This is a genomic window from Streptomyces sp. NPDC037203 (assembly GCF_055605065.1).
In genome coordinates this window covers 16,716-39,717 of sequence record NZ_JBVJUC010000008.1, presented here as the reverse complement: position 1 = coordinate 39,717, position 23,002 = coordinate 16,716, and the positions used below count along the sequence as shown (strand labels likewise).

The window sequence follows — 23,002 nt, the reverse complement described above, 5'->3', positions numbered from 1 at the left end:
AGCAGGGGCGCCGCCGGCGTTTACAGCCGGGGGCGCCCCTCGTCCGAGCGGCCGCCCCCGGTCATGTCACGTCGCTCGCAGCCTCAGCCCTTGGCCGTGCACTTCGGCAGGGCCGCGGTGTTCCCGCCGCGGATGTCCTTGAGCGCGGCCAGCGCGTCCTTGATCGTCTTCACCTTGACCAGGGTGAGCCCGCCCGGCTTGTCCGCGGCGGCCTCGGCGCAGTTGTCGGCGGGCGTCAGGAAGTACTGGGCGCCCTTGTTCCGCGCGCCGACGGTCTTCATGTCGACCCCGCCGATCGGCCCGACGGTGCCGTTGTCGTCGATGGTGCCGGTGCCGGCCACGAACGTGCCGCCGGTCAGATCGCCCGGCGTGAGCTTGTCGTAGATGCCGAGCGCGAACATCAGACCGGCGCTGGGCCCGCCGACATCGGCGAGCTTGATGTCGATGGTGAACGGAAACGTGTGGTCGGTCCCGGCCGAGATGCCGACGATGGCCCGCTTCGGCCCGCTGTCGTCGGAGGCGGCCGTGGTGATCGCGACGTCCTGGGTCTTCGCGGCCGTCTTGTGGGCCTTCTCGGCGGCGGCCTGCTCCTTGGCGGGGACGACGGTGAAGACCACCTTCTGGCCCGCCTTGTGCTTGGTGACGAAGCCCGCGACGTCGGAGGGCTGCTTGACCGCGTGGCCGTCGACCGCCTTGATCACGTCACCGGCGTGCAGCCTGCCCTCGGCCGGGGAGCCCTTGACCACGGTGGAGACGATCACCCAGGACTTCACCGGGACGTTCAGCTGCTTCAGGGCGGCGACCTTGGCGCTCTCCTGGGACTGGCTGAACTCCTCGGCGTTCTGCTGGGAGGACTGCTCCTCCGTCGTGCCCTTCGGGTAGAGCGTGTCGTGCGGCACGACCTTGCTGTCGCGCGACAGCCAGCCGTAGACGGCCTCCACCAGGTTCATCCGGAAGTCCACGCTGGTCACGCGCACGGTGGTCATGTTCAGGTGACCGTCCGTCGGGTACGTCTTACGGCCGGAGATCTGGAGCACCGGCTCGCCCTGGTGGTCCCCGAGCGTGTTCACGGTCGGGCCGGGGGACATCTCCGCGTACGGCACGGGGATGAGCACTCCGGCGCACAGGAGCGCGATCAGCATCAGGGTGGAGGCGAGCATCGTCGCGGTGCGGCGTGGCATGCCCCGACAGTACGTGACGCGTCTGTCGGCGCACTGTCAGGGCACCCCTGTCAGACGCCGCCCGCGCCCGTGTGGGACCGCTCCATCGCCTCGCGGAACCGGGCGTACCCGTCCAGCTCGGGCCCGTCGCTGCGGGCCCTGCGCGTCCTGTTGGCCCAACTGCCCCACAGCCCGCCGCCGACCGCACCCATGAGCGGAATCAGCAGCCAGACAAGCGCGCCCATGCCGACCTCCCAACGCTGTGAGCGTCCGCAACTGACTGATCAGCAGATTAACCATCCGCACCCACAACGCTCACGTGCGGGGGGCGGTTACGCAACCGGAGACAGTGATGGGCCGGGAGTGACCGGTTCGGCGCAGCGCTCCGCCCCATTTCGACAGATCTCGCCCGTTTTCGGCGCACCCCCGTCCGCTTCAGCAGGCCCCGACCCACTCCTCCGTGCCGTCCGAGAACTTCTGGTGCTTCCAGATGGGCACCTCGTGCTTGATGTCGTCGATCAGCTTCCGGCACGCCTCGAAGGCCTCCGCGCGGTGCGGGCACGCCACGGCGACGACCACCGCGATGTCCCCCACGCCCAGCTCCCCCACCCGGTGCACCGCGGCCAGGGCCCGCACGGGATGGTCCGCGACGACCTTCTCGGCGATCCGCCGCATCTCCGCCTCGGCACTGGGGTGGCAGGAGTAGCCGAGCGCGTCGACGTCGGCGCCCCCGTCGTGGTTGCGCACCGTCCCGACGAACAGCGCGATCCCGCCGGCCGCCGCGTCGCCGACCGCCCGGAACACCTCGTCCACCGAGAGCGCGCTCTCCCGGACGCCGATCAGCTTGACGGGATCCTGCGCGGCCCGCTCACCGGGGTGCTCGCTCATCTCAGCCATGCCCCCATCGTGCCGCACGCCCGAGACGGCGAGGAATACGAGGTTCACCCGGCGCGAGCGCGATCGCATTGGATGCTCGTACGGACGGGAGGGGATGCTCGTACGGACGAGACCGGCCGCGATGCCCGTAGGGCCGCGGCCCGACCGGGCGCCCGTACAGGCGCCGCCTACCGCCGGCGCGCCTTGCGGGCCCGCCGTACCACCGCGGCCGCGCCCAGCAGGGCAACCGTCGCGCCGGCCGCGCCCGCCGCCGTGGCGTCCTTGCGGCCGAGCCGCCGGCCGGCCACCGTATGCCGCCCGGCGGCCTCCTCCAGCAGCTCCGCGAGGACCTCCTCGTTGGTCCACTTCGGCCGCCATCCCGCGTCGTGCAGCCGGCTCCCGCTGACCACCCACGGGTACATCGTGTAGGCGAGGTCGCCCGCCGGGGACGGGGTGAGCCCGATCCGGTGCAGCCGGGCCGCCGCGCCCAGCGCGACCGCCGAGGGCAGCTCCATGCGCCGGATGCCGCTGAGCTCCTCGACCTCCTCCTGCTCCAGCCACCCGTCGCAGCCGACCGCCAGCTCCCCCTCGACCTTCTCCAGGACGGCGTACTCCAGGGCCCCGCACAGGTCCTCGACATGGCAGAACTGCCACGCGGGCCGCGACCCGGCCACCACAAGGAGCCGCGGCGACTCGAAATACCTGGTCAGTGCGGTGTCCGTGCCACCGACGAGTACGGCGGGGCGTACGACGGTGACGTTCAGACCGGGGTGTGCGCGGGGCGCGCGCCGGGCGAGGCGCTCGATCTCCAGCAGGTCCCCGACGCCGGTCGCCTCGGCCGTCGCCCGCAGCTCGGCGTCCTCCGACAGCGGCAGCTCGTTGTCCGGCAGCGCGCCGTAGACCATCGCGGAGGTGCACAGCACCACCCGGTGCACGCCGGCCGCCGCCGCGGCGGTCAGCACGGTCTGCGTCCCCCGGACGTTGTAAGCGGTCCGCGCGGCCGCGTCGCTGCCGAGATCCAGGTCGAGCGCGAGGTGGACGACCACGTCGGCGCCGCGCAGTCTGTCCGCGATGGCCGGATCGCGGACGTCCAGGATGTGCCACTGCGCCTCTTCGCACTCCCCGCGCCGCTCGTCGATCGCGACGACCCGCCGGATCTCCTCCGACGCGGCGAGTCGCGCCGTGAGCAGGGCTCCGACGCCGGTCGCGGCCCCGGTGACCGCCACGACGGGCCCGCGCACGGCGGGTCTGCGCCCGGCGGACGCCTCTGAGTGGTTTCGCGCTGCGCGAACCTGCGGATCTGGGGAACTCACCCGGCATCTCCAGCGGTTGTCTTCTGTACGGGCGCGGTGACGCGCGCGTACGAGGTGCATCCATCCTGCCGCAGGGCTCCCGCGGGCGGAGCATCGAGGCCCGATCGGGTCCGGGTGTCTACGCTGGGTGGTGTTGTCGGGCAGCCGCGCCGCCGGAGAAGACCGGTGGCCTTACCAGCCGAGGAATCCCGTGAGTGACACCCCATTCGGTTTCGGCCTTCCGCCGGAGGAGCCGGAGGACGGCGACGAGGGCAAGAAGAAGGACCAGCAGAGCGGTGGTGAGCAGGGACCGGCCAACCCGTTCGGTTTCGGCGGCATGCCCGGAGCCGGTGGCTTTGGCGGCCCCGGCGCCGACAATCCGCTCGCTGCCATGTTCGGTTCGCTGAACCCCACCGACCTCGGTGCCGCGTTCCAGCAGCTGGGCCAGATGCTCTCCTACGAGGGCGGCCCGGTGAACTGGGACATGGCCAAGCAGATCGCCCGCCAGACGGTCGCCCAGGGCACCGCGGACGGCGCCAAGGACGCCAGCGTCGGCCCCTCCGAGCGCAAGGCCGTGGAGGAGGCCGTACGCCTGGCCGATCTGTGGCTGGACGACGCCACCTCCCTGCCGTCGGGCTCCGCCTCCGCCGTGGCCTGGTCGCGCGCGGAGTGGGTCGAGGCGACCCTGCCCGCGTGGCGCGAGCTGGTCGACCCGGTCGCCGAGCGGGTCGGCGCGGCCATGGGCGATGTGCTGCCCGAGGAGATGCAGGCCATGGCGGGCCCGCTGATCGGCATGATGCGCTCGATGGGCGGCGCCATGTTCGGCACGCAGATCGGACAGGCCGTCGGCGTGCTCGCGGGCGAGGTCGTCGGCTCCACGGACGTCGGCCTGCCGCTCGGCCCGGCCCGCAAGGCCGCGCTGCTGCCGGCCAACGTGGAGGCGTTCGGCAAGGACCTGGGCGTGCCGCTGGAGGAGGTCCGGCTCTACCTGGCCCTGCGCGAGGCGGCCCACCAGCGCCTGTTCGCGCATGTGCCGTGGCTGCGCTCGCACCTGTTCGGCGCGGTCGACGGCTACGCGCGCGGCATCAAGGTCGACACCGCCAAGCTGGAGGACGTGGTCGGCCAGTTCGACCCGCAGAACCCGGAGCAGCTTCAGGACGCGCTCCAGCAGGGCATGTTCCAGCCCGAGGACACGCCCGAGCAGAAGGCCGCTCTGGCGCGCCTGGAGACCGCTCTGGCGCTCGTGGAGGGCTGGGTGGACGCGGTGGTCCACGCGGCCGCCAAGCCCCGTCTGTCGTCCGCCGACGCGCTGCGCGAGACCCTGCGCCGCCGCCGCGCCACCGGAGGCCCGGCCGAGCAGACGTTCGCCACGCTGATCGGGCTGGAGCTGCGCCCCCGCCGGCTGCGCGACGCCTCCCGGCTGTGGGCCTCCCTCACCGACGCGCGCGGCGTCGACGGCCGGGACGCCCTGTGGCACCACCCGGACATGCTGCCGACCGCGACCGACCTGGACGACCCGGACGGCTTCGTGCACCGCGAGCAGCCGGACTTCTCCGAGCTGGACAAGATGCTCGGCGAGGCCGCCGGCAAGCCGGACCTGCGCAAGGACGCCGGCGAGGACGACAAGGACGGCAAGGCCGGGGGCGACGACACCGAGTGAGCCTGTACGACGACGCGGTCCTCGTCCTCAAGGGGTACGAGGGCCAGGACGAGCTGCGCCAGTCCTACCTGGACCACCTGGCGGCCCACCCCGACGGCATGTGGAAGGCCTGTCACGCGGGGCATGTCACGGCGAGCGCCCTGGTGATCGACCCCGAGCGCGGCCGGGTGCTGCTCACCCTCCACCGCAAGCTGCGGATGTGGCTCCAGATGGGCGGCCACTGCGAGCCGGGCGACGCCACCGTGGCGGCGGCCGCGCTGCGCGAGGCGACCGAGGAGTCGGGCGTGGCGGGGCTCACGCTGCTGCCCGGCGGCCCGGTGCGCCTGGACCGGCATCCGATCCCGTCGCCGTGCCACTGGCACTACGACGTCCAGTACGCGGCGCTGGCCCCCTCCGGCGCCGTCGCGGCGATCAGCGACGAGTCCCTGGACCTGCGCTGGTTCGGCTACGACGAGGTCGCGAGCGTGGCCGACGAGTCGGTCGTACGGCTCCTGGCCGCGGCCCGCGCGAGGCTGTGAGCCGGTAAGGGGCGACCGCCATGGCGGTCGCCCCTTACTTCTGCTCTACGGGTGGCTTCGGCGCTGCGGGGGTGCGCTTTTCCCCGGCGGTCAGCTCCAGACGTTGCCCTGGTTGGCGCCGCGCGCCCCGTGCTGGCCCATGCCGAACTGGGCGGCGAGGCCCTGGCCGATCACCGCGTGCTGCGGCGGCAGCAGCTCGCTGGGCTGGACCAGCGCGAACCCGGATCCCATGAAGCTCAGCTCCCAGCCCTCACCGGTGTCGCCGCGCCTGCGCCACACCCCGGAGGAGTGCGTCTGGGCCTGCATCTGCACCCGCAGCCCGGTCGACCAGGCCACGATCGCGTCGGCGTCGCAGTTGACGTACCGGTCCGGGGTGACCTGCATCAGCAGCGGCGACCCCGAGGTCATCAGGGCGACCCGGCCGCGCCCGGTGATGTTGAGCTGGTACTTCCCGGAGCCGGAGATGCCGTAGAGGCTGTCGACGGCGATGACCTCGTGGTGCAGCGAGGAGTCCATGGCGAGGACGTAGGAGCCGTCGACGGTCAGCCCGTCCTGCTCCACGTCCATGATGTGCACGTGCTGGGCGAGGTTGGCCAGATACACCGTGCCCTGCCCGTGGCAGCGCATCAGGTCCAGGCCCTCGCCGGTGTGGGCACGCGCGTGCCGCTGGTTGTCGCTGCGGTACTCGGCGTCGAACTCGACCAGGCCCTGGTAGGCCACCATGGTGCCCTTGCGGGCCAGAAGGTCGTCGTGGCCCTCCAGGACGACGCGCAGCAACTGCGCGTTCTGGAGGCTCCAGCGCTCCTGCGTCTGATTGTCGTTGTACGCGAAAATCGGGCTCTGCATGGCGTGTTGACTCCCCCTCAGCCCCGGACCCGGAGGCGGTCGGTGCTGTCCTCGCTGGGCTGGACGACGACGATGCCCTGTCCGGAGAAGGCCATCTGGTAGGCCTCGCCGCTGCCCCGGCCGATCAGCGACTGCGCCTTGAAACTGCGCTTGCCCTTGACCTTGAGGTTCGGCGACCAGGCGACGAGCGCGTCCGGGTCCACGTACGTCTCGTCCTCGCCGCCGCCGCAGTCCACGACGATCGGCGTGCCGCGGGAGGTCAGGGCGACCCAGCCCTGCCCGGAGAGCCGCGTGTTCCACAGGCCCTGCCCGGCGAACTTCGCGAGCCCCTTGACCCGCTCCACGCCCCAGCTCAGGTGGGCGTCGAAGGCGAGCAGGTTGGTGGCGTTGACGGAGATGCCGTCGCCGTCGAGGTTGATCACGACGACGTTCGCGCCGTAGTCGGCGAGGTAGAGCAGCCCGTCCCCGGAGCACTTCATCAGCGGGGCGCCCTCGCCGGTGATCCAATCACGGGCGATCTGGCGGACGGCCGGCGGGTTGGGCTCGTACTGCACGAAACCCTCGTAGGCGACCATCGAGCCCACACGCGCGAAGAGGTCGTTGCCGGTCTGCATGGCAACCTTGAGCATGTAGTCGCCGTGGTTCGCCATGCGGGCGGTGACGGGTGCGGGAGCGAAGCCCGCGAGCGGCTGGTTCATGACGGGCTCCCTCAGACCTCGTACGGCTGGACGACGATGAAGTTGCCGGGCGCGCCCCGGAACTGGAGGTTGACGCTCTCGCCGGTGTCGCCGGGGTAGGCGTTGCGGCGCATGCGGACCTGGCTGGAGACGATCACCTGGGCGGCCGCCGACCAGGCCACCACCGCGTTGCAGTCGGCGAAGGTGGTCGGGGTGACCGGCAGCACCACGGGCGCGCCGTGCGTCTTGACGACGATGGTGCCGGTGCCCTGGAACTGCATGGTGAACAGCGCGCCGCCCGGAATGCCGTGGCCCTCGATGCGGCGGACCTCGTACTGGAGGGTCTCGTCGAAGGCGAGCACGTTCTCGGCGGACACGCAGATCGCGTCGCCCTGGAGCTCGATCGGGTGCAGGTTGGTGGCGTTCTCGGCGAGGAACACCTGGCCCTGGCCGGTGCAGCGCATCAGCTGCATCTCCTGGCCGGTGGTGTTGCCGACGATGCGGCCGGCGAAACCGGCGCCCTTGTAGCCGAAATCGACCTTGCCCTGGTAGAGCACCATGCTGCCCTGCTTGGCCAGCACCGGCTGCCCGCCGATGCCGAGGTCGACGCGCATGAGCTTCTTGTTCTGCTGCGTCCAGCGCTGCCCGGTGGGCGTCTCCTTGAACTTCTGGAGCGCCGCGCCCACACCGGCACCACCCTGCGGAGCGCCCTGGGGCACACCGTAGGAGGCGGCCTGCTGACCGGGGATCTGCGCGTAGCCCGGCGGCATCGGCGCGCCGGGCTGCCCGCCGTAGCCGGGGGGCGGCATCGGGGCGGCGGGAGGGCCGCCGTACGAGGGCTGCTGCGGGGGCTGCCCGTACGGCGCGGGGGCCGGGGCGGGCGGCGGGACGGTGCCCGCCGGCCCGGCGGGCGGGGTCAGGGGCGCGATGACCGTCGGCGCGCCGTGCACGTCCGGCGCGGTCGGGGCCGGGGGCGGGGTCTGGCCGGGGAGTGTGAAGCCCTGCGGAGGTGTGGTGGCGGCCGGCGGGGCGTAGCCCTGGGGGGCCGCGGGGGCGGGTGCCGGGGCGGGGCCCGCGGGAGCGCCGAAGGCGGGCGGGGCGGGGGTCTCGGCGGGCGGGGCGAACGCGGGCGGGGCGAAGCCGGGGGCGCCGGACTGGGGCTGCGGCTCGGGCGCGGCGGGCGCCTCCTCCTCCAGCACCTCGCCGCCGAAGTTCCTCAGCAGCGCCTCCAGGCCGCCGTCGAAGCCCTGTCCGACCGCGGCGAACCGCCATCCGTCCTTGAAGTAGATGTCGCCGAGCATGACGGCCCGCTCGGTGGAGAACTCCGCACCGGTGAAGGAGTACCGGGCGACCTCCTCGCCACCCGCGACGATCCGCAGGTAACCGGGGCCGGCCTGCGACATCTGCCCGGCGCCGTCGAGCGTCGCCGTGAAGGACAGCTTGCGGATCCGCTCCGGGATGCGGTCGAGCGTGACCCGGAACGACTCCGTGTCGCCCGCCTGGGCCCCGAGCAGCCGGATGGACTCCTCCGGCGACGCGGGCTGGTTGAAGAAGACGAAGTAGCGGTCGTCCGAGAGCCGTTCCTCGGCGTCCAGGCCGAAGCAGCTGATGTCGAAGGTCAGTCCGGGTCCGGCGATCTGCACGCCTACGTACAGATCGGTGCCCGCCGTGAGGTCACTGATCCTGGCCTTGTGGCCGCGTTGGAATTCCCTGGCCATGCGATACGACCGTCCCCCATCCCGAAATACGAGTGCGTCGCGCCAGGCTAACGGCTGTGCCGGGCGATCACCCCGGCCGGTCCCGGTCGGTACAGACCCGGTACAGAACCGATTCCGGCCACACACACGCGGGCCGCGGTCACTCGCCCTGCGCGTCGGGCCCATGCGGCAGCCGTGCGGCGGCGACCACGCCCTCCAGGTAGCCGCGGGCCCGCTCGGTGCGCGGATACGCCTCCAGCAGCCGCCAGAAGTCGGGGCCGTGACCGGGGACCAGGAGGTGCGCCAGCTCGTGGCAGAGCACGTAGTCGATGACGTACTCGGGCATGCCCTGGAGCCGGTGGGAGAGGCGGATGCTGCCTTCGGCCGGGGTGCACGAGCCCCAGCGGGTGTTCTGGTTGGTGACCCAGCGCACGGAGGCCGGGCGGGCGCCGCCGTCGAAGAACTGCGCCGACAGCCGCTCGGCGCGCTCGGCCAGCTCGGTGTCGCCGAGCACCCGCCGGCTCTCCTGGGCGGCGAGTTTGTCGAGCATGACGGTCACCCAGCGCTGCTCCTCCGTCTTCGACATCCGGGCGGGAATCAGTACGACCGTACGATCGCCCTCGCGGTACGCGGAGACCGTACGGCGGCGTCGGGCACTCCTGCGGACCTCGATCGCGCTCGTCGCGCTGCGCTCTGTCTTTCCGGCGCGGTGCTGCAAGGGGTCGGCGGACACGCCCCGACGTTACCCGCTGGGCAGGGGCAAAGTCCCGGCTCCCGGACGGTTCGCCGTGCCTGCCGGTTCATATGAAGATCACCGCCGCCTGTGGATAACTTTCCACGCCTCGCGGGCCGAGCGGGCATGCTGGCAGGCGTCGGCGGGATACGACTCATCCGACGATGTCCTGACAGTCACGCTGATACAGGGAAATGGGGGCCTGTGATGCATCCGGTGGTGAAACCCGCGCTGCGGCGCGGCTGGCGTGATCTCGGCACGGTGCAGTTCGGGATGACGCCCGCGCACGCGCTGACACTCGGTCCGATGGACACCGCCACCAGCCGCTTCCTGGACCTGCTCAACGGCACCCGCGGGCTGGCGCTGCTGCGCGCCGAGGGCCGCCGGCTGAAGCTGCCGGAGGGCCGGGTCGACACACTGGTGGACCGGCTGGCCCGCGCGGGCCTCGTGGACGACGCGCGCGGCGGCGGACCGGCCGCGGACGCGCTGCGCGGGAAGACGGAGGTGCTGCGGCGGCTGCGCCCGGATCTCGCCTCGCTCTCCCTGACCTCGCCGGAGCCGGGCGGCGCGCTGGCCCGGCTCGCCGCCCGCCGGGCGCTGCGGGTGCGGGTGCTCGGCGCGGGACGGGTGGGGGCCGTGGTGGCGGCGGTGCTCTCGGGCGCGGGCATCGGCGAGGTGGAGGTGCGCGACGAGGGGCGGGTGCGGCCGTGGGACGTGGCGCCGGGTGGGCTGCCGGCCGAGTCGGTCGGTGACCTCCGGGCCGCGGCGGCAGCGGCGGTCGTCCGCCGGGCCGCCCCGGACCGCCCGCCCCGCCATGCCCACTCCCCCGGCTCCGGCTCCGGGGAACCGGGACTCTCGCTGGTGATCCTCGCGCCACGGGACGAGGTGTCCGTGCACGCCCCGGACCCGCGCGCCGCGCAGCCGCTGCTCGCCTCGGGCACCCCGCATCTGTACGCGGGGGTGGTGGAGGGCACAGGAGTCGTCGGACCGCTGGTGCTGCCGGGCGAGACGGCCTGCGCCGGCTGTCTGCACGAGTCGCGCACGGACCGGGACCCGGCCTGGCCCCGGCTGCTCGCCCAGTGGCGCTCCGGCGCCGGAAACCGCCCGGTCGGCGCCTGTGACCTGGCGCTTTCCACGGCGGTCGCCGGACTGGCCGCCGCCCACGCGCTGGCCTTCCTGGACGGCGCGTCGCCCTCCGCCGCGGGCGCCCGCTGGGAGGTGTCCCTACCCGGTCTGAACTGGCATTCCCGGCCGCTCCCGCCCCATCCGGCCTGCCGCTGCGGCGCGGCGGAAAGAGCGGGTGACAAAGCAGACGCGGCACACTCCGCAACCCGCGGGCCCGCACGCGCGACAATGGCGGTGCAACAGCCGTCGACGGAGCGGGCACGTGAAGCCGGCGCGGCACGGCCGACAGGGACTTGGAGGGCGCATGTCTGATCTTCCGCGCAAGGCGGTCACCCGGACCGCCAAGCTCGCCGCGCTCCCGCTCGGCTTCGCCGGCCGGGCGACCTGGGGGCTGGGCAAGCGGATCGTGGGCGAGTCCGCGGAGATCGTCGGCCGGGAGCTGCAGCAGCGCACGGCGGAGCAGCTTTTCAAGGTGCTGGGCGAGCTGAAGGGCGGGGCCATGAAGTTCGGGCAGGCCCTGTCCGTCTTCGAGTCCGCGCTGCCCGAGGAGGTCGCCGGGCCCTATCGGGTGGCCCTGACCAAGCTCCAGGAGGCGGCCCCGCCGATGCCGACCCGTACGGTGCACGCGGTGCTCACCGAGCGGCTCGGACCGGACTGGCGGGAGCTGTTCGAGGAGTTCGAGGACAAGCCGGCGGCCGCGGCCTCGATCGGCCAGGTGCACCGGGCGGTGTGGCACGACGGCCGCGAGGTGGCGGTCAAGGTGCAGTATCCGGGCGCCGGCGAGGCCCTGCTGTCCGACCTCGTCCAACTGGGCCGCTTCGCCCGGCTGCTGGGGCCGCTCATTCCGGGCGTGGACATAAAGCCGCTGATCGCGGAGTTGCGGGACCGGGTCTCCGAGGAGCTGGACTACGCCCTGGAGGCCGCCGCGCAGACGGCGCACGCGCGGGAGTTCGCGGGCGATCCGGACGTGGTGGTCCCGGCGGTGGTGCACCAGTGCGAGCAGGTGCTGGTGACGGAGTGGATCGACGGCATCCCGCTGTCGGAGATCATCGCCGACGGCACGCCGGAGCAGCGGGACCGGGCCGGTCAGCTGCTCGCCCGCTTCCTGTTCTCGGGCCCGGCCCGCACCGGGCTGCTGCACGCCGACCCGCATCCGGGCAACTTCCGGCTGCTGCCGGGCGGTCCGGACGGCGAGGACGACTGGCGGCTCGGGGTCCTGGACTTCGGCACGGTCGACCGGCTTCCCGGAGGGCTGCCCACGCCGATCGGGATCTCTCTGCGACTCACGCTGGACGGCGACGCGGAGACGGTCTACGAGCTGCTGTGCGAGGAGGGGTTCGTCAAGGAATCCATAGAGCTGGATCCGGACGCGGTCCTCGACTACCTGCTGCCGATCATCGAACCGGCCCGCGTGGACGCGTTCACCTTCACCCGCTCCTGGATGCGCAGCCAGGCCGCCCGCATCGCCGACCCGCGTTCCCCCGCCTACCAGCTCGGCAAGCAGCTCAACCTGCCCCCCGCGTACCTCCTCATCCACCGCGTGACCCTCAGCACCATCGGTGTCCTGTGCCAGCTGGGCGCCACGGTCCGCCTGCGCGAAGAACTGGAGTCCTGGCTGCCGGGCTTCTTCCTGGCCGAGGATGCGGAAGACCCGGGGGACACGGAGGAGGAGCAGCTCGAAGACGACGTCGCCGAGGAGTCCGCGGCGGAGGCGTGACCCCGGCGGGGGGTCACCACCAGGGGGAGTCCAGGCGGCCCTCGATGGCGCGGAGGTTGTCGCGGGAGCAGACGGCGCAGAAGTAGCGGGGGACGCCGGCTTCCACGGAGCAGGTCCAGGTGACGGGGTGGGGGGCGGGGGCGGGGGCACCGCAGCGGGCGCACTCGAGGGGGGCCGGGCGCTCCGTGCGGTCGCCGTGATCGCTTCCTGGAGGAAGACTCGTCATCCGGTGACGATAACTCCGTCACCGGCGGGCGGCACGCAGAACGCACCGCGGGGGCCGGTCCGTTCGGCCGGACCGGCCCCCGCGTGAACTCACCGCATCGGTCGAGTCCTCCCCGGCACGGGGAGGCACCTTTTTTCTCGTATGCGGTCTCTGCGGTCGCTACTGCATGACGGCCATGGCGAGCGCGCGGCGAGCGCGCAGGGAGGCGCGTTCGGCGCGGCGCTGCATGCGCTGGGCGACGGCCAGGCGGGTGGCCTGGCGTTGCCGCTGGGCGGCATGGAGGCGCTCGTGCATATGCGCACGGGCCAGGGCTTCTTGCATGAGTTGCATCTCTCGGGTCCTGTTCTGGCGGGCTTCGGTCGCGCCGGAGGTGGAGTCTGGGGTCACGGAGCCTGCGGGCTCGCTGGTGGACGGCTTCATCGGGGCCTGCTTCTTGGGGTCGTGCGTGAGGGGGCGGTCGATCGTTCCTGTGATGTTCATGCTGTGACCGGGTTCTTCCGCGGGCGGCCGCGCGGCCGCTTCCGGGCGACGACGACACCCTGGACGAACAGCTCGCCACCCCAGACGCCCCAGGGCTCACGCCGCTCCTTCGCCCCGGCGAGGCAGGCCTCCATCAGGGGGCAGGTGCGGCAGAGGGACTTGGCGTACTCCACGTCCGTGGGCGACTCGGCGAAGAAGACCTCCGGGTCGTAGGAGCGGCACGGGACGGGCACGCCGAGGTTCTCGATGGCGTCGTCGAGCGCGGTGAGCGCGGTGAGCGGGATCAAGGTGGAGTCCTCCGTGAGGCCGGGCGGGGGGATCGTTTGCGAAGGCGGTACGGACGGGGCGTGCGCTTCGAGTTGCACGGGTGGTCTTCCTCGTCTGGTCGTCCGGCCGGTTGACCGGGTGTCGGCTGGTACCGGGTTCTTTTCTTGTCCCGAGGCCCCTTCGCGCCGTCCTTCCCGTTCGGGAAAAACTGAAGGGCCGCGGATCCCGGATGGGGTTCCGCGGCCCTGAAGGCGCCGGCCTGAGCGAATCAGGCTGGATAACTCCAGGGTTTTGGCCCACGGAAGGCCCACATCTGGTGGTGCTGCGTCGTCTGCTTCCGGAATCCGGCACCAGTCGCCGTAAAGGCATAGGCAGTCGCCTGCGCCTCTACTGCTCCCAGTGCCTTGGTCGGTCGCTCATTGCGCTCGTCGCGGACGGGAAGGCCCGCGACGGGCAGGGAGGACGCCGGGCGCGCGGCACGGATGCCGGACAGACCGGTGCCCCGGTCGAGGGCGCCGAGCAGGCACAGGGAGACGGCCGAGCGATCGGTCAGTTTGGCCGTGCGGATGTCGCTGACGTTGATGCTGATCACTGGACTCGCCTCCTCTCGGCGTCTCAGGGACCGGTGGACCGGTCCGTTTCGTATATGCAAGTACATCACGGAGAGCGGGCCTTGGAGAAGGCCGCTGCTTCCGTGCCTAGAACCTATGGGGATTCCCGGCGCATGCGCAAACTATTTTTGCGACGAGTTCGCATCAGTCTGCCGCGATCTCGCCATCAAGCTCCTGACCTGCGCAGATGGCCAGGACTTCGGCTCCGTAGCTGCGCAGCTTGCGGCTGAGGACGCCGGGGATGCGGGAGAGTTCGGCGGCGCTGTCCGGGCGGGCCTCGGCGATGGCCATCAGCGTGCGGTCGGTGAAGACGCAGAAGTCCGGCTGCCCGCTGTCGGCGGCCTGGACCGCGCGCCAGGCACGCAACCGCTCGTACAGCCCCTCGTCCATGTCGGAGGGGCAGTCCTCGCAGCGCATCAGCTTCATCTCGCCGGCGTCGGTGAGGGTGCGGCCGCAGACCCGGCAGCGGGCCGGGCTGCGCTGGGCGCGCCGGGGCACCGCGGCGGTGTCCGCGCCCCGGATGCCGCGCTCGACGCCCCCGGCCGACCCGGCGCTGCGGCCGGCGGTGGGGGTGGTGCCGGGGCGCAGCCCGTCGAGGAAGCGGCTGGGCTTGCGGTTGTGGCGGCCGCCGGGTGAGCGGGTGAGCGACCAGGAGAGGTGCAGGCGCTCGCGGGCGCGGGTGACGCCGACGTACAGGAGGCGGCGCTCCTCCTCGATCTGCTCGTCGGTCCTGGCGTAGCTGATGGGCAGCATGCCCTCGGCGACGCCCACCAGGAAGACGACGTCCCATTCCAGGCCCTTGGCCGCGTGCAGGGAGGCGAGGGTGACGCCCTGGACGGTGGGGGCGTGCTGGGCGCCCGCCCGCTCGTCCAGTTCGGCGACGAAGTCGGCGAGGGTGGCGCCGGGGCGGGCGGCGGCGAGGTCCTGGGCGAGGCCGACCAGGGCGGCGAGGGATTCCCAGCGCTCTCTGACGGCACCGGAGCCGGCCGGGGGCTCGGGGGTCCAGCCGCCCTCGCCGGACAGCACGGCGCGCACCTGGGAGGGCAGGTCCACGACGTCGTCCAGGAGGGAGTCGTTGCCCCCGAAGCGGGCGGCACCGCGCAGCGCGACGCCGGCCTTGCGCACCTCGGGCCGGTCGAAGAAGCGCTCGGCGCCGCGCAGCTGGTAGGGGACGCCCGCGTCGGCGAGTGCCTGCTCGTAGGTCTCGGACTGGGAGTTGGTGCGGAACAGGATGGCGATCTCGGCGGCGGGGACGCCGGCGTCGATCAGCTCGCGGATGCGGCGGGCGGCACCCTCGGCCTCGGCGGGCTCGTCGGTGTACTCGGTGTAGCCGGGTTCGGGGCCGGAGGGGCGCTGGGAGACGAGTTCCAGCCGGTGGTCGGCGGCGCGGCCGCGGGCCTGGGCGAGCAGGCCGTTGGCGAGGCGGACGACCTGGGGGGTGGAGCGGTAGTCGCGGACGAGCTTGACGACGGTGGCGCCGGGGTGGCGGGTGCGGAAGTCGAGCAGATGGTCCGGCGTTGCTCCGGTGAACGAATAGATGGTCTGGCTGGCGTCGCCGACCACGCACAGGTCGTCGCGGTCGCCGAGCCAGAGCTCCAGCAGGCGCTGCTGGAGGGGGCTGACGTCCTGGTACTCGTCGACCACGAAGTGCTGGTACTGGGCGCGCACCTGTTCGGCGATGTCCTGGCGGTCCTGGAGGACGGCGACGGTGAGCAGCAGGACGTCCTCGAAGTCGATCACCGCGCGCTCGCGTTTGAGGTCCTCGTACGCCGCGTACAGGTGGGCGATCTCGGTGGGGTCGCGGGGGGCCTCGCGGCCGGCCTTCGCGGCCGTGTACGGATAGTCGGCGGGGATGGTCTGGGTGACCTTGCACCATTCGATCTCGGCGGTGACATCGCGCAGCTCGCCGCGGTCGAGCCGGGTGCCGAGGCGGGCGGCCGCGTCGGCGACGAGCTGCACCTTGCGGTCGACCAGCCGGGGCAGGCTGCCACCGACGGCTTTCGGCCAGAAGTACTGGAGCTGGCGCAGGGCCGCGGAGTGGAAGGTGCGGGCCTGGACGCCCTGGGCGCCGAGCTGGCGCAGCCGGCCGCGCATCTCGCCGGCGGCGCGGTTGGTGAAGGTGACGGCGAGCACGCTGGCGGGCTGGAGGATGCCGGAGCGCACCCCGTAGGCGATGCGGTGGGTGATCGCGCGGGTCTTGCCGGTGCCCGCGCCGGCCAGCACGCACACCGGGCCGCGCAGCGTGGTGGCCACTTCGCGCTGCTCGGGGTCGAGCCCTTCGAGCACCGCGTCGGCCGAGTCCGGGACGTCCGGTACCTGCGGGAGGAGGGTGGAGTGCGTTGCTGCTGTCACACAGCCATGCTGCCAGGTCGCGCGGGACGGCCGCGGCGGTTGTCCACAGGCGGGACCTCATAGTCGTACTAACGCGTCCGGTGTCAGGGCCTCATGCGGACCGTGTCACGGCGGGCGGGTCCGGGGCCGGGCATCTGTTCCCTTGCCAGAACGCGCAGGTGGAGGCCGCACACCCCCGGCGCGAACCGGCCCGCCCCCGCCGTACCCCCGGCGGGAATGGCGGAGCGCTCCCCCGCGTTCTCCCCCCGGACGACCTTTACCGAGCTGCCTGAGGAGCGCGAGAGACATGCAGGGCACTGTGACGATGTACAGCACGACGTGGTGCGGGTACTGCCGTCGGCTCAAGAGCCAGATGGACCGCGAGGGCATCGCCTACACCGAGATCAACATCGAGCAGGACCCCGAGTCGGCGGCCTTCGTGGAGAAGGCGAATGGCGGAAACCAGACGGTCCCGACCGTGCTTTTCGCGGACGGCAGCACGCTGACGAACCCCTCGCTGGCCCAGGTCAAGCAGAAGCTCGCGGCGTAACGCGCGCGAGCGGGCGGACGGCGGTTCCCGAGGCCACAGTGGCCTCGGGAACCGCCGTTCCGTTTGCCTGGCGGTACGGCGGCCGGCACGGCCCGGTGGTGGACGCCCGCCCGGAGTCGCTCAGACGAAGCTGCGCGTCGGCAGCGGCTTGCCGTACCACATCTCGATCAGGCGGGCGGCGATGGAGATGCCGAAGGGCGGCAGCACGGTGCCGGACTCGAAGGCCTCGTGCAGTTCCTGGCGGGAGAACCAGCGGGCTTCGGAGATTTCGTCGCCGTCGACGTTGATCTCGGTGGTGGTGGCGCGCGCCATGAAGCCGAGCATCAGGCTGGACGGGAAGGGCCAGGGCTGGCTCGCCACGTACTCGACGCCGCCGACGGTGACGCCGACCTCCTCGGCGACCTCGCGGCGCACCGCGTGCTCGATGGACTCGCCGGGCTCCACGAAGCCGGCCAGCGTGGAGAAGCGGCCCTCCGGCCAGTGCACCTGGCGGCCGAGCAGGATCCGGTCCTCCGCGTCGGTCACGGCCATGATCACGGCGGGGTCGGTGCGCGGGTAGTGCTCGGCGCCGCAGGCCTGGCAGCGGCGGATGTGCCCGGCCGCGGCGATCACGGTCCGCTCGCCGCAGCGGGAGCAGAAGCGGTGGGTGCGCTGCCAGTTCTCCAGGCCGACCGCGTGCACCATGAGCGCGGTGTCGCGCGGGGACAGCAGCAGGCCCGCCTCGCGCAGGCCCGCCGGGCGCGCGGACTGGTCGATGCGGCCGGGCAGCGCGTCCTTCTGGAGCGCGAAGTAGGCGACGCCCTCCTCGTCGATGCCGAGGAAGTAGCGGTGCGCCTCGGTGAGCGGGGCCTCGAAAGAGGGGGTCATCACGAGTTCGGTGCGGCCGTCGGCCGTCTCGTCGACGAGCACCTGGCCGCCGGAGACCACGAAACAGCGGGTCGAGGGGTGGCTCCACGCCGCCGCGAGCCAGGCCTCGTCCAGCCGGTGGTGGGCGGCGCGGTCGATGCCGCCGGTGGCGGTCAGCGAGATGGGTCGGTCGGCTGTGTCGTCGGTCCAGGTGGTCACGGGTGCTTCCAACTCCCCCAGTACGGCGGTTCTCGGTTCGGCGGGCGGTTCGGGCGGACGTAACACGGCGTACGACGGGACTGCGTGGCGTACGGCGGAACGCACCGGGTCGGGCGCGGGCGGGGCGGTGTCTCCAGTGTGCCTCGCGCCCGTGGCGCCTTTTCCCACGGCGGTGCTGGTCAGGGCGTGGGCCGCCAGTTCTCGGCCAGGTCGGCCCACAGGTAGGCGCTGGTCTCGACGCCCTTGAGGAGGAGGGTGAGCTCCACCTTCTCGTTGGGCGCGTGCCAGCCGTCGGAGGGGACGGAGATCCCCAGGAAGAGTACGGGGGTGCCGAGGACCTCCTGGAGGTCGGCGGCGGGTCCGGAGCCGCCCTCGCGGGTGAAGCGGACCGGGCCCTCGAAGGCGCGGCCCATGGCGCGGGCGACGGACTTCAGGGCCGGGTGGTCGAGCGGGGTCAGGCAGGGGCGGGTGGCCGACCCGAACTCGATCTCGCAGCGGATCCCGGCGGGCACCTGCTCGGCGGCCCAGGCGCGGACGGCCTTCTCGACGTGGTCGGGGTCCTGGCCCGCGACCAGCCGGAAGGACAGCTTCACCAGCGCGGAGGACGGGATGATCGTCTTGCTGCCAGGGCCCTGGTAGCCGCCGCCGATGCCGTTGACCTCGGCGGTCGGCCGGGCCCAGACGCGCTCCAGGGTGGTGTGCCCGGCCTCGCCCGCGGTCGCGCGGGACTTGGCGGTGCGCAGCCAGCGCTCCTCGTCGAAGGGCAGCTCGGCGAAGAGTTCGCGCTCGCGGTCGGTCAGCTCCACGACACCGTCGTAGAAGCCGGGGACGGCCACCTGCCCCCGCTCGTCGTGCAGGGCGGCGACCAGGCGGGCGACGGCGGTGGCCGGGTTGGGCACGGCGCCGCCGAAGGAACCGGAGTGGATGTCCTGGTCGGGGCCGTACAGCCGGATCTCGCACTCGGCGAGGCCGCGCATGCCGGTGCACACCGTCGGGGTGTCCTCGGCCCACATGCCGGTGTCGGAGACGATCACGGCATCGGCCGCCAGGCGCCCGGCCCGCTCCTCCACCAGGGCCCGGAAGTGCGGCGAGCCGGACTCCTCCTCGCCCTCGACGAGCAGCTTGAGGTTGACCGCGGGGGCGGTGCGGCCGGTGGCGGCGAGGTGGGCGCGGACGCCGAGGGTGTGGAAGAAGACCTGGCCCTTGTCGTCGGCGGCACCGCGCGCGTAGAGGCGGTCGCCGCGGACGACGGGCTCGAAGGGCTCGCTGTCCCAGCCGTCCTCGCGGGCGGCGGGCTGCACGTCATGGTGGCCGTAGACCAGCACGGTCGGCGCGGCGGGGTCGCCGGAGGGCCACTCGGCGAAGACGGCCGGGGCGCCCGCGGTGGGCCAGACCTCGACGGTCGGGAAGCCGGTCTCGGTCAGCTTCCCGGCCAGCCAGTCGGCGCTGCGCCGCACATCGGGCGCGTGGTCGGGCTGGGCCGACACGGAGGGGATGCGCAGCCATGCGGCGAGGTCGTCGAGGAAGGCGGCGCGGTGCTGCTCGATGTACGTGCGGACGGCGCTGTCCGGGGTCTGGCTCATGCTCACGAGCCTATCGGCCCGCGCCCCGGTCCTCGGCGGGCGGTTCGTCACACTCGGGGGGCGCGCTGGGTCACGTCGTCCTCGCCGCCTGCTGCCGTGGAGCCGCCGGTGAGCAGCGTTTCCAGCGCGGCCCGGTCCGGCAGGTCCGGGGGGCGTACGGCCTCCCCGGTGCGCACGTACAGGAAGGTGGCGGTGACCGCGTCGAGCGGGACGCCCTGCTGTTCGGCCCAGGCCAGCCGGTACACGGCGAGCTGGAGCGGGTCGGCGGTGTGCTCCCGGCCGGTCTTCCAGTCCACGATCTCGTACGTCGCCGCCGCGCCCTCGCCCTCCCGGTAGACGGCGTCGATCCGGCCGCGGACGACGCGCCCGGCGAGGACGAGCTGGACCGGCTCCTCGACCCGGTACGGCGTGCGCCGGGCGTACTCGGTGCGCTCGAAGGCCGCCTTGAGCGCCTCCAGGTCCTGTTCGTCGGCGATCTCGGCGTCGGTGCCGGGCAGCTCGTCGGGTTCCAGCAGGGGCAGCGCCAGCTCCTCGTAACGCGATTCCACCCAGGCGTGGAAGCGGGTGCCCCGGCGTGCGGCGGGCTGCGGGGGGCGCGGCATGGGGCGCGCGAGCTCCTGTGCGAGCCCGTCCGGGTCCTCGGCCAGGCGCAGCAACTGGGTGGCGGTCAGGGTCGCGGGCAGGGGTACGTCGGTGACGGCACGGCGGGCGAGCAGCAGCTCCCCGGCGAGCGCGTCCAGATCGCGGTCCCAGGAGGCGATCAGCCGGGATTCCTCCGGGGTGAGGGCCGGGCGGGGGTCCGCGACGGCGGGGGCGGGGGCCTGGTGGGGGATGACGGGGGCGGCGTCGGCGTACGGGTCGCCGGCGGGGGGCGCGTGGTGCGGCTCGGCGTCGTACGGGTCTTCGTACGGCGGCTCGGCGTCGTACGGGTCTTCGTACGGCGGCTCCCCGTGGAGCGGAACCTCGTCGTACGGCGGTTCTTCGTACGCCTCGTCGTACGGCGGCTCCTCCGGCGGGGGCGGCCAGTCCGGGTCCTCGGCGGCGGCCGGGTCGGCGGGGGCGGGGCCGGGGGTCTGGAGGGCGTCGAGGTGGGCGAGGACCGTCTCGGCCGCGGCGCGGCGGCGGGCGAAGGCGCCGGCGTCCAGGGGCAGCGGCCAGGCCAGGTCGGCGTCGGCCTGGTGGAGGGCCGGGTTCTCCTCGTCGTCGGCGGGTTCCTCGGCCCAGACCTCGATCTCGCCGTACCCGGCGGCGCAGTGCGCGTACAGGGCCTGGAGGAAGTCGGAGGGCCCGCGCTTCTTCTTCTGGCTGGGCCCCCACCAGTGGCCGGAGCCGAGCAGGAGAGAGCGGGGGCGGGTGAAGGTGACGTAGCCGAGGCGGAGTTCCTCGGTGTGCTGGTGCTCCTTCACGGCCTCGTGGAACGCCTTCATGCCGCGCGCGTCCCAGCCGTCGACGTCGGGCAGGGTGGCGGCGTCCCCGCGCAGGGCGTGCGGCAGCACCTTGGCCTGTGCGGTCCACTTGTCGCGGCCCCTGGCGCTGGGGAAGGTGCCGGTGACCAGTCCCGGCACCGCCACGACGTCCCACTCCAGGCCCTTGGATTTGTGCGCGGTGAGCACCTTGACGGTGTTCTCGCCGCCGGGCAGGGCGTTGTCCAGCCCCTTCTCGTACTGGGCGGCGGTGCGCAGGAAGCCCAGGAAGGCGAGCAGGGTGGCCTCGCCGTCGCCCGCGGCGAAGGCGGCGGCGACGTCGAGGAAGTTGGCGAGGGTCTCGCGGCGGCGGGCGGCCAGCGCGCCGGGGGACGCCGACAGCTCCACCTCCAGGCCGGTGACGGCGAGGACGCGGTGCAGGACGTCCATCAGCGGGTCGGACAACGCGCGGCGCAGGTCGCGCAGTTCGCCGGCGAGGCGGGCGAAGCGCACGCGGGCGTCCGGGGAGAACGGCAGCCCGTCCTCGTCGCCGCCGCGGGCGTCCAGGAAGGTGTCCAGGGCGTCGGCGAGCGATATCACCTCGGCCGGGTCGGTGCCCTCCACCGCGGCGGCGAGCCGGCGGTCCGGGTCGTCGGTGTCACCGGCGCCCGCGTGGGCGACGAGCAGGCGGGCGCGGCGGCCGAGCAGGGCCAGGTCGCGGGGGCCGATGCGCCAGCGGGGGCCGGTCAGCAGCCGTACCAGGCTCGCGTTGGCGCCGGGGTCCTGGAGGACTTCGCAGACGGCGACCAGGTCGGCGACCTCGGGCAGGTGCAGCAGCCCGGACAGGCCGACCACCTCGACGGGGACCTCGCGGGCGACGAGGGCGCCCTGGATCGCGGCGAAGTCGGCGGCCGTACGGCACAGGACGGCGATCTCGCCGGGCGCGGTGCCGGTGCGCACGAGGTGGGCGACGGAGTCGGCGAGCCAGTCCAGTTCCTCGGCGTGGGTGGGCAGCAGGGCGCAGCGGACCAGGCCGTCGCGCTCGGCGCCGGGGGCCGGGCGCAGGGCCTCGACGCCCGCGTGCAGGGCGCGCAGCGGGGCGGCGAGTCCGTTGGCGAGGTCGAGGAGGCGGCCGCCGCTGCGGCGGTTCTCGCTGAGCGCCTGGCGGGTGGCGGGGCGCCCGTCGGCGCGGCGGAAGTGGTCGGGGAAGTCGTCCAGGTTGGCGACGGAGGCGCCGCGCCAGCCGTAGATGGCCTGGCAGGGGTCGCCGACGGCGGTCACCGGGTGGCCGGTGCCGGCGCCGAACAGGCCCGCGAGCAGGACGCGCTGGGCGACGGAGGTGTCCTGGTACTCGTCCAGGAGGACCACCCGGAACTCCTCGCGCAGCAGGCGGCCCACCTCGGGCAGCGCCGCGAGGCGGGCGGACAGGGCGATCTGGTCGCCGAAGTCGAGCAGGTCGCGTTCGCGTTTGGCGGCCCGGTAGCGCTGGACCAGTTCGGCGAGTTCGCGGCGGGCGGTCGCGGTCTCGGGGACCTTGCGCAGGTCGGCGTTGCCGAGCTTGGCGCCGCCGAGGGTGCGCAGCAGCTCCGCGTCCCAGGAGCGCAGTGTCCCCGGCTCCACCAGGTGTTCGGAGAGTTCGGAGTCGAGGGCGAGCAGGTCGCCGACAAGATCGGCGAAGGAGCGGGTGAGGGCCGGGTAGGGGCCGGGGGCCTCGCGCAGCACACGGGCGGCGAGCTGGTAGCGGGTGGCGTCGGCGAGGAGGCGGGAGGCGGGCTCCAGGCCGATGCGCAGGCCGTGGTCGGTGAGGAGGCGGCCGGCGAAGGAGTGGTACGTGGAGATGACCGGCTCGCCCGGCGGGTTGTCCGGGTCGATCGCATCCGGGTCGGTGACGCCCGCCTTGACCAGGGCCTTGCGGACGCGTTCGGCCAGCTCGCCCGCGGCCTTGTTGGTGAAGGTCAGCCCGAGGACCTGCTCGGGGGCGACCTGTCCGGTGCCGACCAGCCAGACCACGCGGGCCGCCATCACGGTCGTCTTGCCCGACCCCGCACCGGCCACGATCACCTGCGGGGCGGGCGGCGCGGTGATGCAGGCCGTCTGCTCCGGGGTGAAGGGGATGCCGAGGAGCTCCTTGAGCTGCTCGGGATCGGTGAGAGGGGCGGGCATGTCCAAAAAGGTAGCGGGGGGC

At 73.2% G+C, this 23,002-nt stretch carries 21 protein-coding genes; 5 read left to right on the top strand and 16 right to left on the bottom strand.

The window, feature by feature from the left end; genetic code table 11:
• Positions 1-83: 83 nt before the first annotated feature.
• The 4 genes from ACZ7EC_RS21875 to ACZ7EC_RS21860 form a co-directional block, all read right to left on the bottom strand.
• Positions 84-1,181 (bottom strand): YlbL family protein, encoded by a 1,098-nt coding sequence (locus ACZ7EC_RS21875; protein ID WP_471064862.1) that lies wholly within the window; start codon positions 1,179-1,181, stop codon positions 84-86.
• 50 nt (positions 1,182-1,231) lie between these two features.
• Complete coding sequence (locus ACZ7EC_RS21870; protein ID WP_471064860.1) at positions 1,232-1,405, bottom strand: hypothetical protein; 174 nt, start codon at positions 1,403-1,405, stop codon at positions 1,232-1,234.
• A 190-nt stretch (positions 1,406-1,595) separates the two neighbouring features.
• Positions 1,596-2,057: a molybdenum cofactor biosynthesis protein MoaE gene (locus ACZ7EC_RS21865; protein WP_397984130.1), complete on the bottom strand. Its 462-nt coding sequence runs from the start codon at positions 2,055-2,057 to the stop codon at positions 1,596-1,598.
• A gap of 167 nt (positions 2,058-2,224) precedes the next feature.
• On the bottom strand, positions 2,225-3,349 hold the full coding sequence (locus tag ACZ7EC_RS21860) for an SDR family oxidoreductase (protein WP_471064858.1): 1,125 nt from the start codon (positions 3,347-3,349) through the stop codon (positions 2,225-2,227).
• A gap of 190 nt (positions 3,350-3,539) precedes the next feature.
• On the opposite strand from ACZ7EC_RS21860, the gene ACZ7EC_RS21855 reads away from it, so the two are divergent.
• Positions 3,540-4,988 (top strand): zinc-dependent metalloprotease, encoded by a 1,449-nt coding sequence (locus tag ACZ7EC_RS21855; protein ID WP_471064856.1) that lies wholly within the window; start codon positions 3,540-3,542, stop codon positions 4,986-4,988.
• Positions 4,985-5,506 (top strand): NUDIX hydrolase, encoded by a 522-nt coding sequence (locus ACZ7EC_RS21850; RefSeq protein ID WP_471064854.1) that lies wholly within the window; start codon positions 4,985-4,987, stop codon positions 5,504-5,506. Before ACZ7EC_RS21855 ends, ACZ7EC_RS21850 begins: the two co-directional genes overlap by 4 nt.
• A gap of 90 nt (positions 5,507-5,596) precedes the next feature.
• Here ACZ7EC_RS21850 and ACZ7EC_RS21845 read toward each other — a convergent pair whose 3' ends face one another.
• The 4 genes from ACZ7EC_RS21845 to ACZ7EC_RS21830 all read right to left on the bottom strand — a co-directional run bounded on the left by ACZ7EC_RS21845 (position 5,597) and on the right by ACZ7EC_RS21830 (position 9,459).
• Complete coding sequence (locus ACZ7EC_RS21845; RefSeq protein ID WP_471064852.1) at positions 5,597-6,352, bottom strand: AIM24 family protein; 756 nt, start codon at positions 6,350-6,352, stop codon at positions 5,597-5,599.
• A 17-nt stretch (positions 6,353-6,369) separates the two neighbouring features.
• Positions 6,370-7,050 carry an AIM24 family protein gene (locus ACZ7EC_RS21840; RefSeq protein ID WP_471064850.1) on the bottom strand — a complete coding sequence of 227 codons (681 nt, stop codon included), beginning with the start codon at positions 7,048-7,050 and terminating at the stop codon, positions 6,370-6,372.
• An 11-nt stretch (positions 7,051-7,061) separates the two neighbouring features.
• Complete coding sequence (locus ACZ7EC_RS21835) at positions 7,062-8,747, bottom strand: TerD family protein (RefSeq protein WP_471064849.1); 1,686 nt, start codon at positions 8,745-8,747, stop codon at positions 7,062-7,064.
• Between the two features lie 139 nt (positions 8,748-8,886).
• The gene (locus tag ACZ7EC_RS21830) at positions 8,887-9,459 is read right to left on the bottom strand and encodes a M48 metallopeptidase family protein (RefSeq protein WP_471064847.1); all 573 of its coding nucleotides are present in this window, start codon (positions 9,457-9,459) and stop codon (positions 8,887-8,889) included.
• A 207-nt stretch (positions 9,460-9,666) separates the two neighbouring features.
• Here ACZ7EC_RS21830 and ACZ7EC_RS21825 point away from each other — a divergent pair, with 207 nt between their 5' ends.
• Together ACZ7EC_RS21825 and ACZ7EC_RS21820 are read left to right on the top strand one after the other, a co-directional pair.
• On the top strand, positions 9,667-10,896 hold the full coding sequence (locus ACZ7EC_RS21825) for a TOMM precursor leader peptide-binding protein (protein WP_471064845.1): 1,230 nt from the start codon (positions 9,667-9,669) through the stop codon (positions 10,894-10,896).
• The gene (locus tag ACZ7EC_RS21820; RefSeq protein WP_471064843.1) at positions 10,889-12,301 is read left to right on the top strand and encodes an ABC1 kinase family protein; all 1,413 of its coding nucleotides are present in this window, start codon (positions 10,889-10,891) and stop codon (positions 12,299-12,301) included. The genes ACZ7EC_RS21825 and ACZ7EC_RS21820 overlap by 8 nt, the downstream gene beginning before the upstream one ends.
• Before the next feature lie 13 nt (positions 12,302-12,314).
• Here the strand turns inward: ACZ7EC_RS21820 and ACZ7EC_RS21815 are convergent, their stop codons facing one another.
• The 5 genes from ACZ7EC_RS21815 to ACZ7EC_RS21795 form a co-directional block, all read right to left on the bottom strand.
• Positions 12,315-12,527, bottom strand: a complete 213-nt coding sequence (locus ACZ7EC_RS21815; protein ID WP_471064841.1) for a hypothetical protein — start codon at positions 12,525-12,527, stop codon at positions 12,315-12,317.
• A 159-nt stretch (positions 12,528-12,686) separates the two neighbouring features.
• Positions 12,687-13,007 carry a hypothetical protein gene (locus tag ACZ7EC_RS21810; protein WP_471064840.1) on the bottom strand — a complete coding sequence of 107 codons (321 nt, stop codon included), beginning with the start codon at positions 13,005-13,007 and terminating at the stop codon, positions 12,687-12,689.
• Positions 13,004-13,372 (bottom strand): WhiB family transcriptional regulator, encoded by a 369-nt coding sequence (locus tag ACZ7EC_RS21805; protein WP_046421414.1) that lies wholly within the window; start codon positions 13,370-13,372, stop codon positions 13,004-13,006. Before ACZ7EC_RS21805 ends, ACZ7EC_RS21810 begins: the two co-directional genes overlap by 4 nt.
• Positions 13,373-13,542: 170 nt before the next feature.
• A complete protein-coding gene (locus ACZ7EC_RS21800) occupies positions 13,543-13,866 on the bottom strand; it encodes a hypothetical protein (protein WP_471064838.1) in 324 nt (107 codons plus the stop codon).
• Positions 13,867-14,029: 163 nt separating this feature from the next.
• Entirely contained in the window at positions 14,030-16,237 is a 2,208-nt protein-coding gene (locus ACZ7EC_RS21795; RefSeq protein ID WP_471064836.1) for an ATP-dependent DNA helicase UvrD2, read from the bottom strand.
• A 286-nt stretch (positions 16,238-16,523) separates the two neighbouring features.
• Between ACZ7EC_RS21795 and ACZ7EC_RS21790 the strand changes: the two genes are divergently transcribed.
• Entirely contained in the window at positions 16,524-16,766 is a 243-nt protein-coding gene (locus tag ACZ7EC_RS21790) for a mycoredoxin (RefSeq protein WP_030338954.1), read from the top strand.
• 120 nt (positions 16,767-16,886) lie between these two features.
• Here the strand turns inward: ACZ7EC_RS21790 and nudC are convergent, their stop codons facing one another.
• The 3 genes from nudC to ACZ7EC_RS21775 all read right to left on the bottom strand — a co-directional run bounded on the left by nudC (position 16,887) and on the right by ACZ7EC_RS21775 (position 22,980).
• Positions 16,887-17,831 carry an NAD(+) diphosphatase gene (gene nudC, locus ACZ7EC_RS21785; RefSeq protein ID WP_471064834.1) on the bottom strand — a complete coding sequence of 315 codons (945 nt, stop codon included), beginning with the start codon at positions 17,829-17,831 and terminating at the stop codon, positions 16,887-16,889.
• A 179-nt stretch (positions 17,832-18,010) separates the two neighbouring features.
• Positions 18,011-19,414, bottom strand: coding sequence for a dipeptidase (locus tag ACZ7EC_RS21780; protein WP_471064833.1), 1,404 nt, complete (start codon positions 19,412-19,414; stop codon positions 18,011-18,013).
• 47 nt (positions 19,415-19,461) lie between these two features.
• Positions 19,462-22,980, bottom strand: coding sequence for a UvrD-helicase domain-containing protein (locus tag ACZ7EC_RS21775; protein WP_471064831.1), 3,519 nt, complete (start codon positions 22,978-22,980; stop codon positions 19,462-19,464).
• Between the last annotated feature and the right edge of the window lie 22 nt (positions 22,981-23,002).

Coding starts and splice junctions, on each gene's coding strand:
- ACZ7EC_RS21815 (WP_471064841.1), bottom strand. CDS start 12,527: ATGACGAGTCTTCCTCCAGGAAGCGATCACGGCGACCGCACGGAGCGC.
- ACZ7EC_RS21790 (WP_030338954.1), top strand. CDS start 16,524: ATGCAGGGCACTGTGACGATGTACAGCACGACGTGGTGCGGGTACTGC.
- ACZ7EC_RS21875 (WP_471064862.1), bottom strand. CDS start 1,181: ATGCCACGCCGCACCGCGACGATGCTCGCCTCCACCCTGATGCTGATC.
- ACZ7EC_RS21775 (WP_471064831.1), bottom strand. CDS start 22,980: ATGCCCGCCCCTCTCACCGATCCCGAGCAGCTCAAGGAGCTCCTCGGC.
- ACZ7EC_RS21865 (WP_397984130.1), bottom strand. CDS start 2,057: ATGGCTGAGATGAGCGAGCACCCCGGTGAGCGGGCCGCGCAGGATCCC.
- ACZ7EC_RS21825 (WP_471064845.1), top strand. CDS start 9,667: ATGCATCCGGTGGTGAAACCCGCGCTGCGGCGCGGCTGGCGTGATCTC.
- ACZ7EC_RS21835 (WP_471064849.1), bottom strand. CDS start 8,747: ATGGCCAGGGAATTCCAACGCGGCCACAAGGCCAGGATCAGTGACCTC.
- ACZ7EC_RS21840 (WP_471064850.1), bottom strand. CDS start 7,050: ATGAACCAGCCGCTCGCGGGCTTCGCTCCCGCACCCGTCACCGCCCGC.
- ACZ7EC_RS21870 (WP_471064860.1), bottom strand. CDS start 1,405: ATGGGCGCGCTTGTCTGGCTGCTGATTCCGCTCATGGGTGCGGTCGGC.
- ACZ7EC_RS21810 (WP_471064840.1), bottom strand. CDS start 13,007: ATGAACATCACAGGAACGATCGACCGCCCCCTCACGCACGACCCCAAG.
- ACZ7EC_RS21845 (WP_471064852.1), bottom strand. CDS start 6,352: ATGCAGAGCCCGATTTTCGCGTACAACGACAATCAGACGCAGGAGCGC.
- ACZ7EC_RS21780 (WP_471064833.1), bottom strand. CDS start 19,414: ATGAGCCAGACCCCGGACAGCGCCGTCCGCACGTACATCGAGCAGCAC.
- ACZ7EC_RS21820 (WP_471064843.1), top strand. CDS start 10,889: ATGTCTGATCTTCCGCGCAAGGCGGTCACCCGGACCGCCAAGCTCGCC.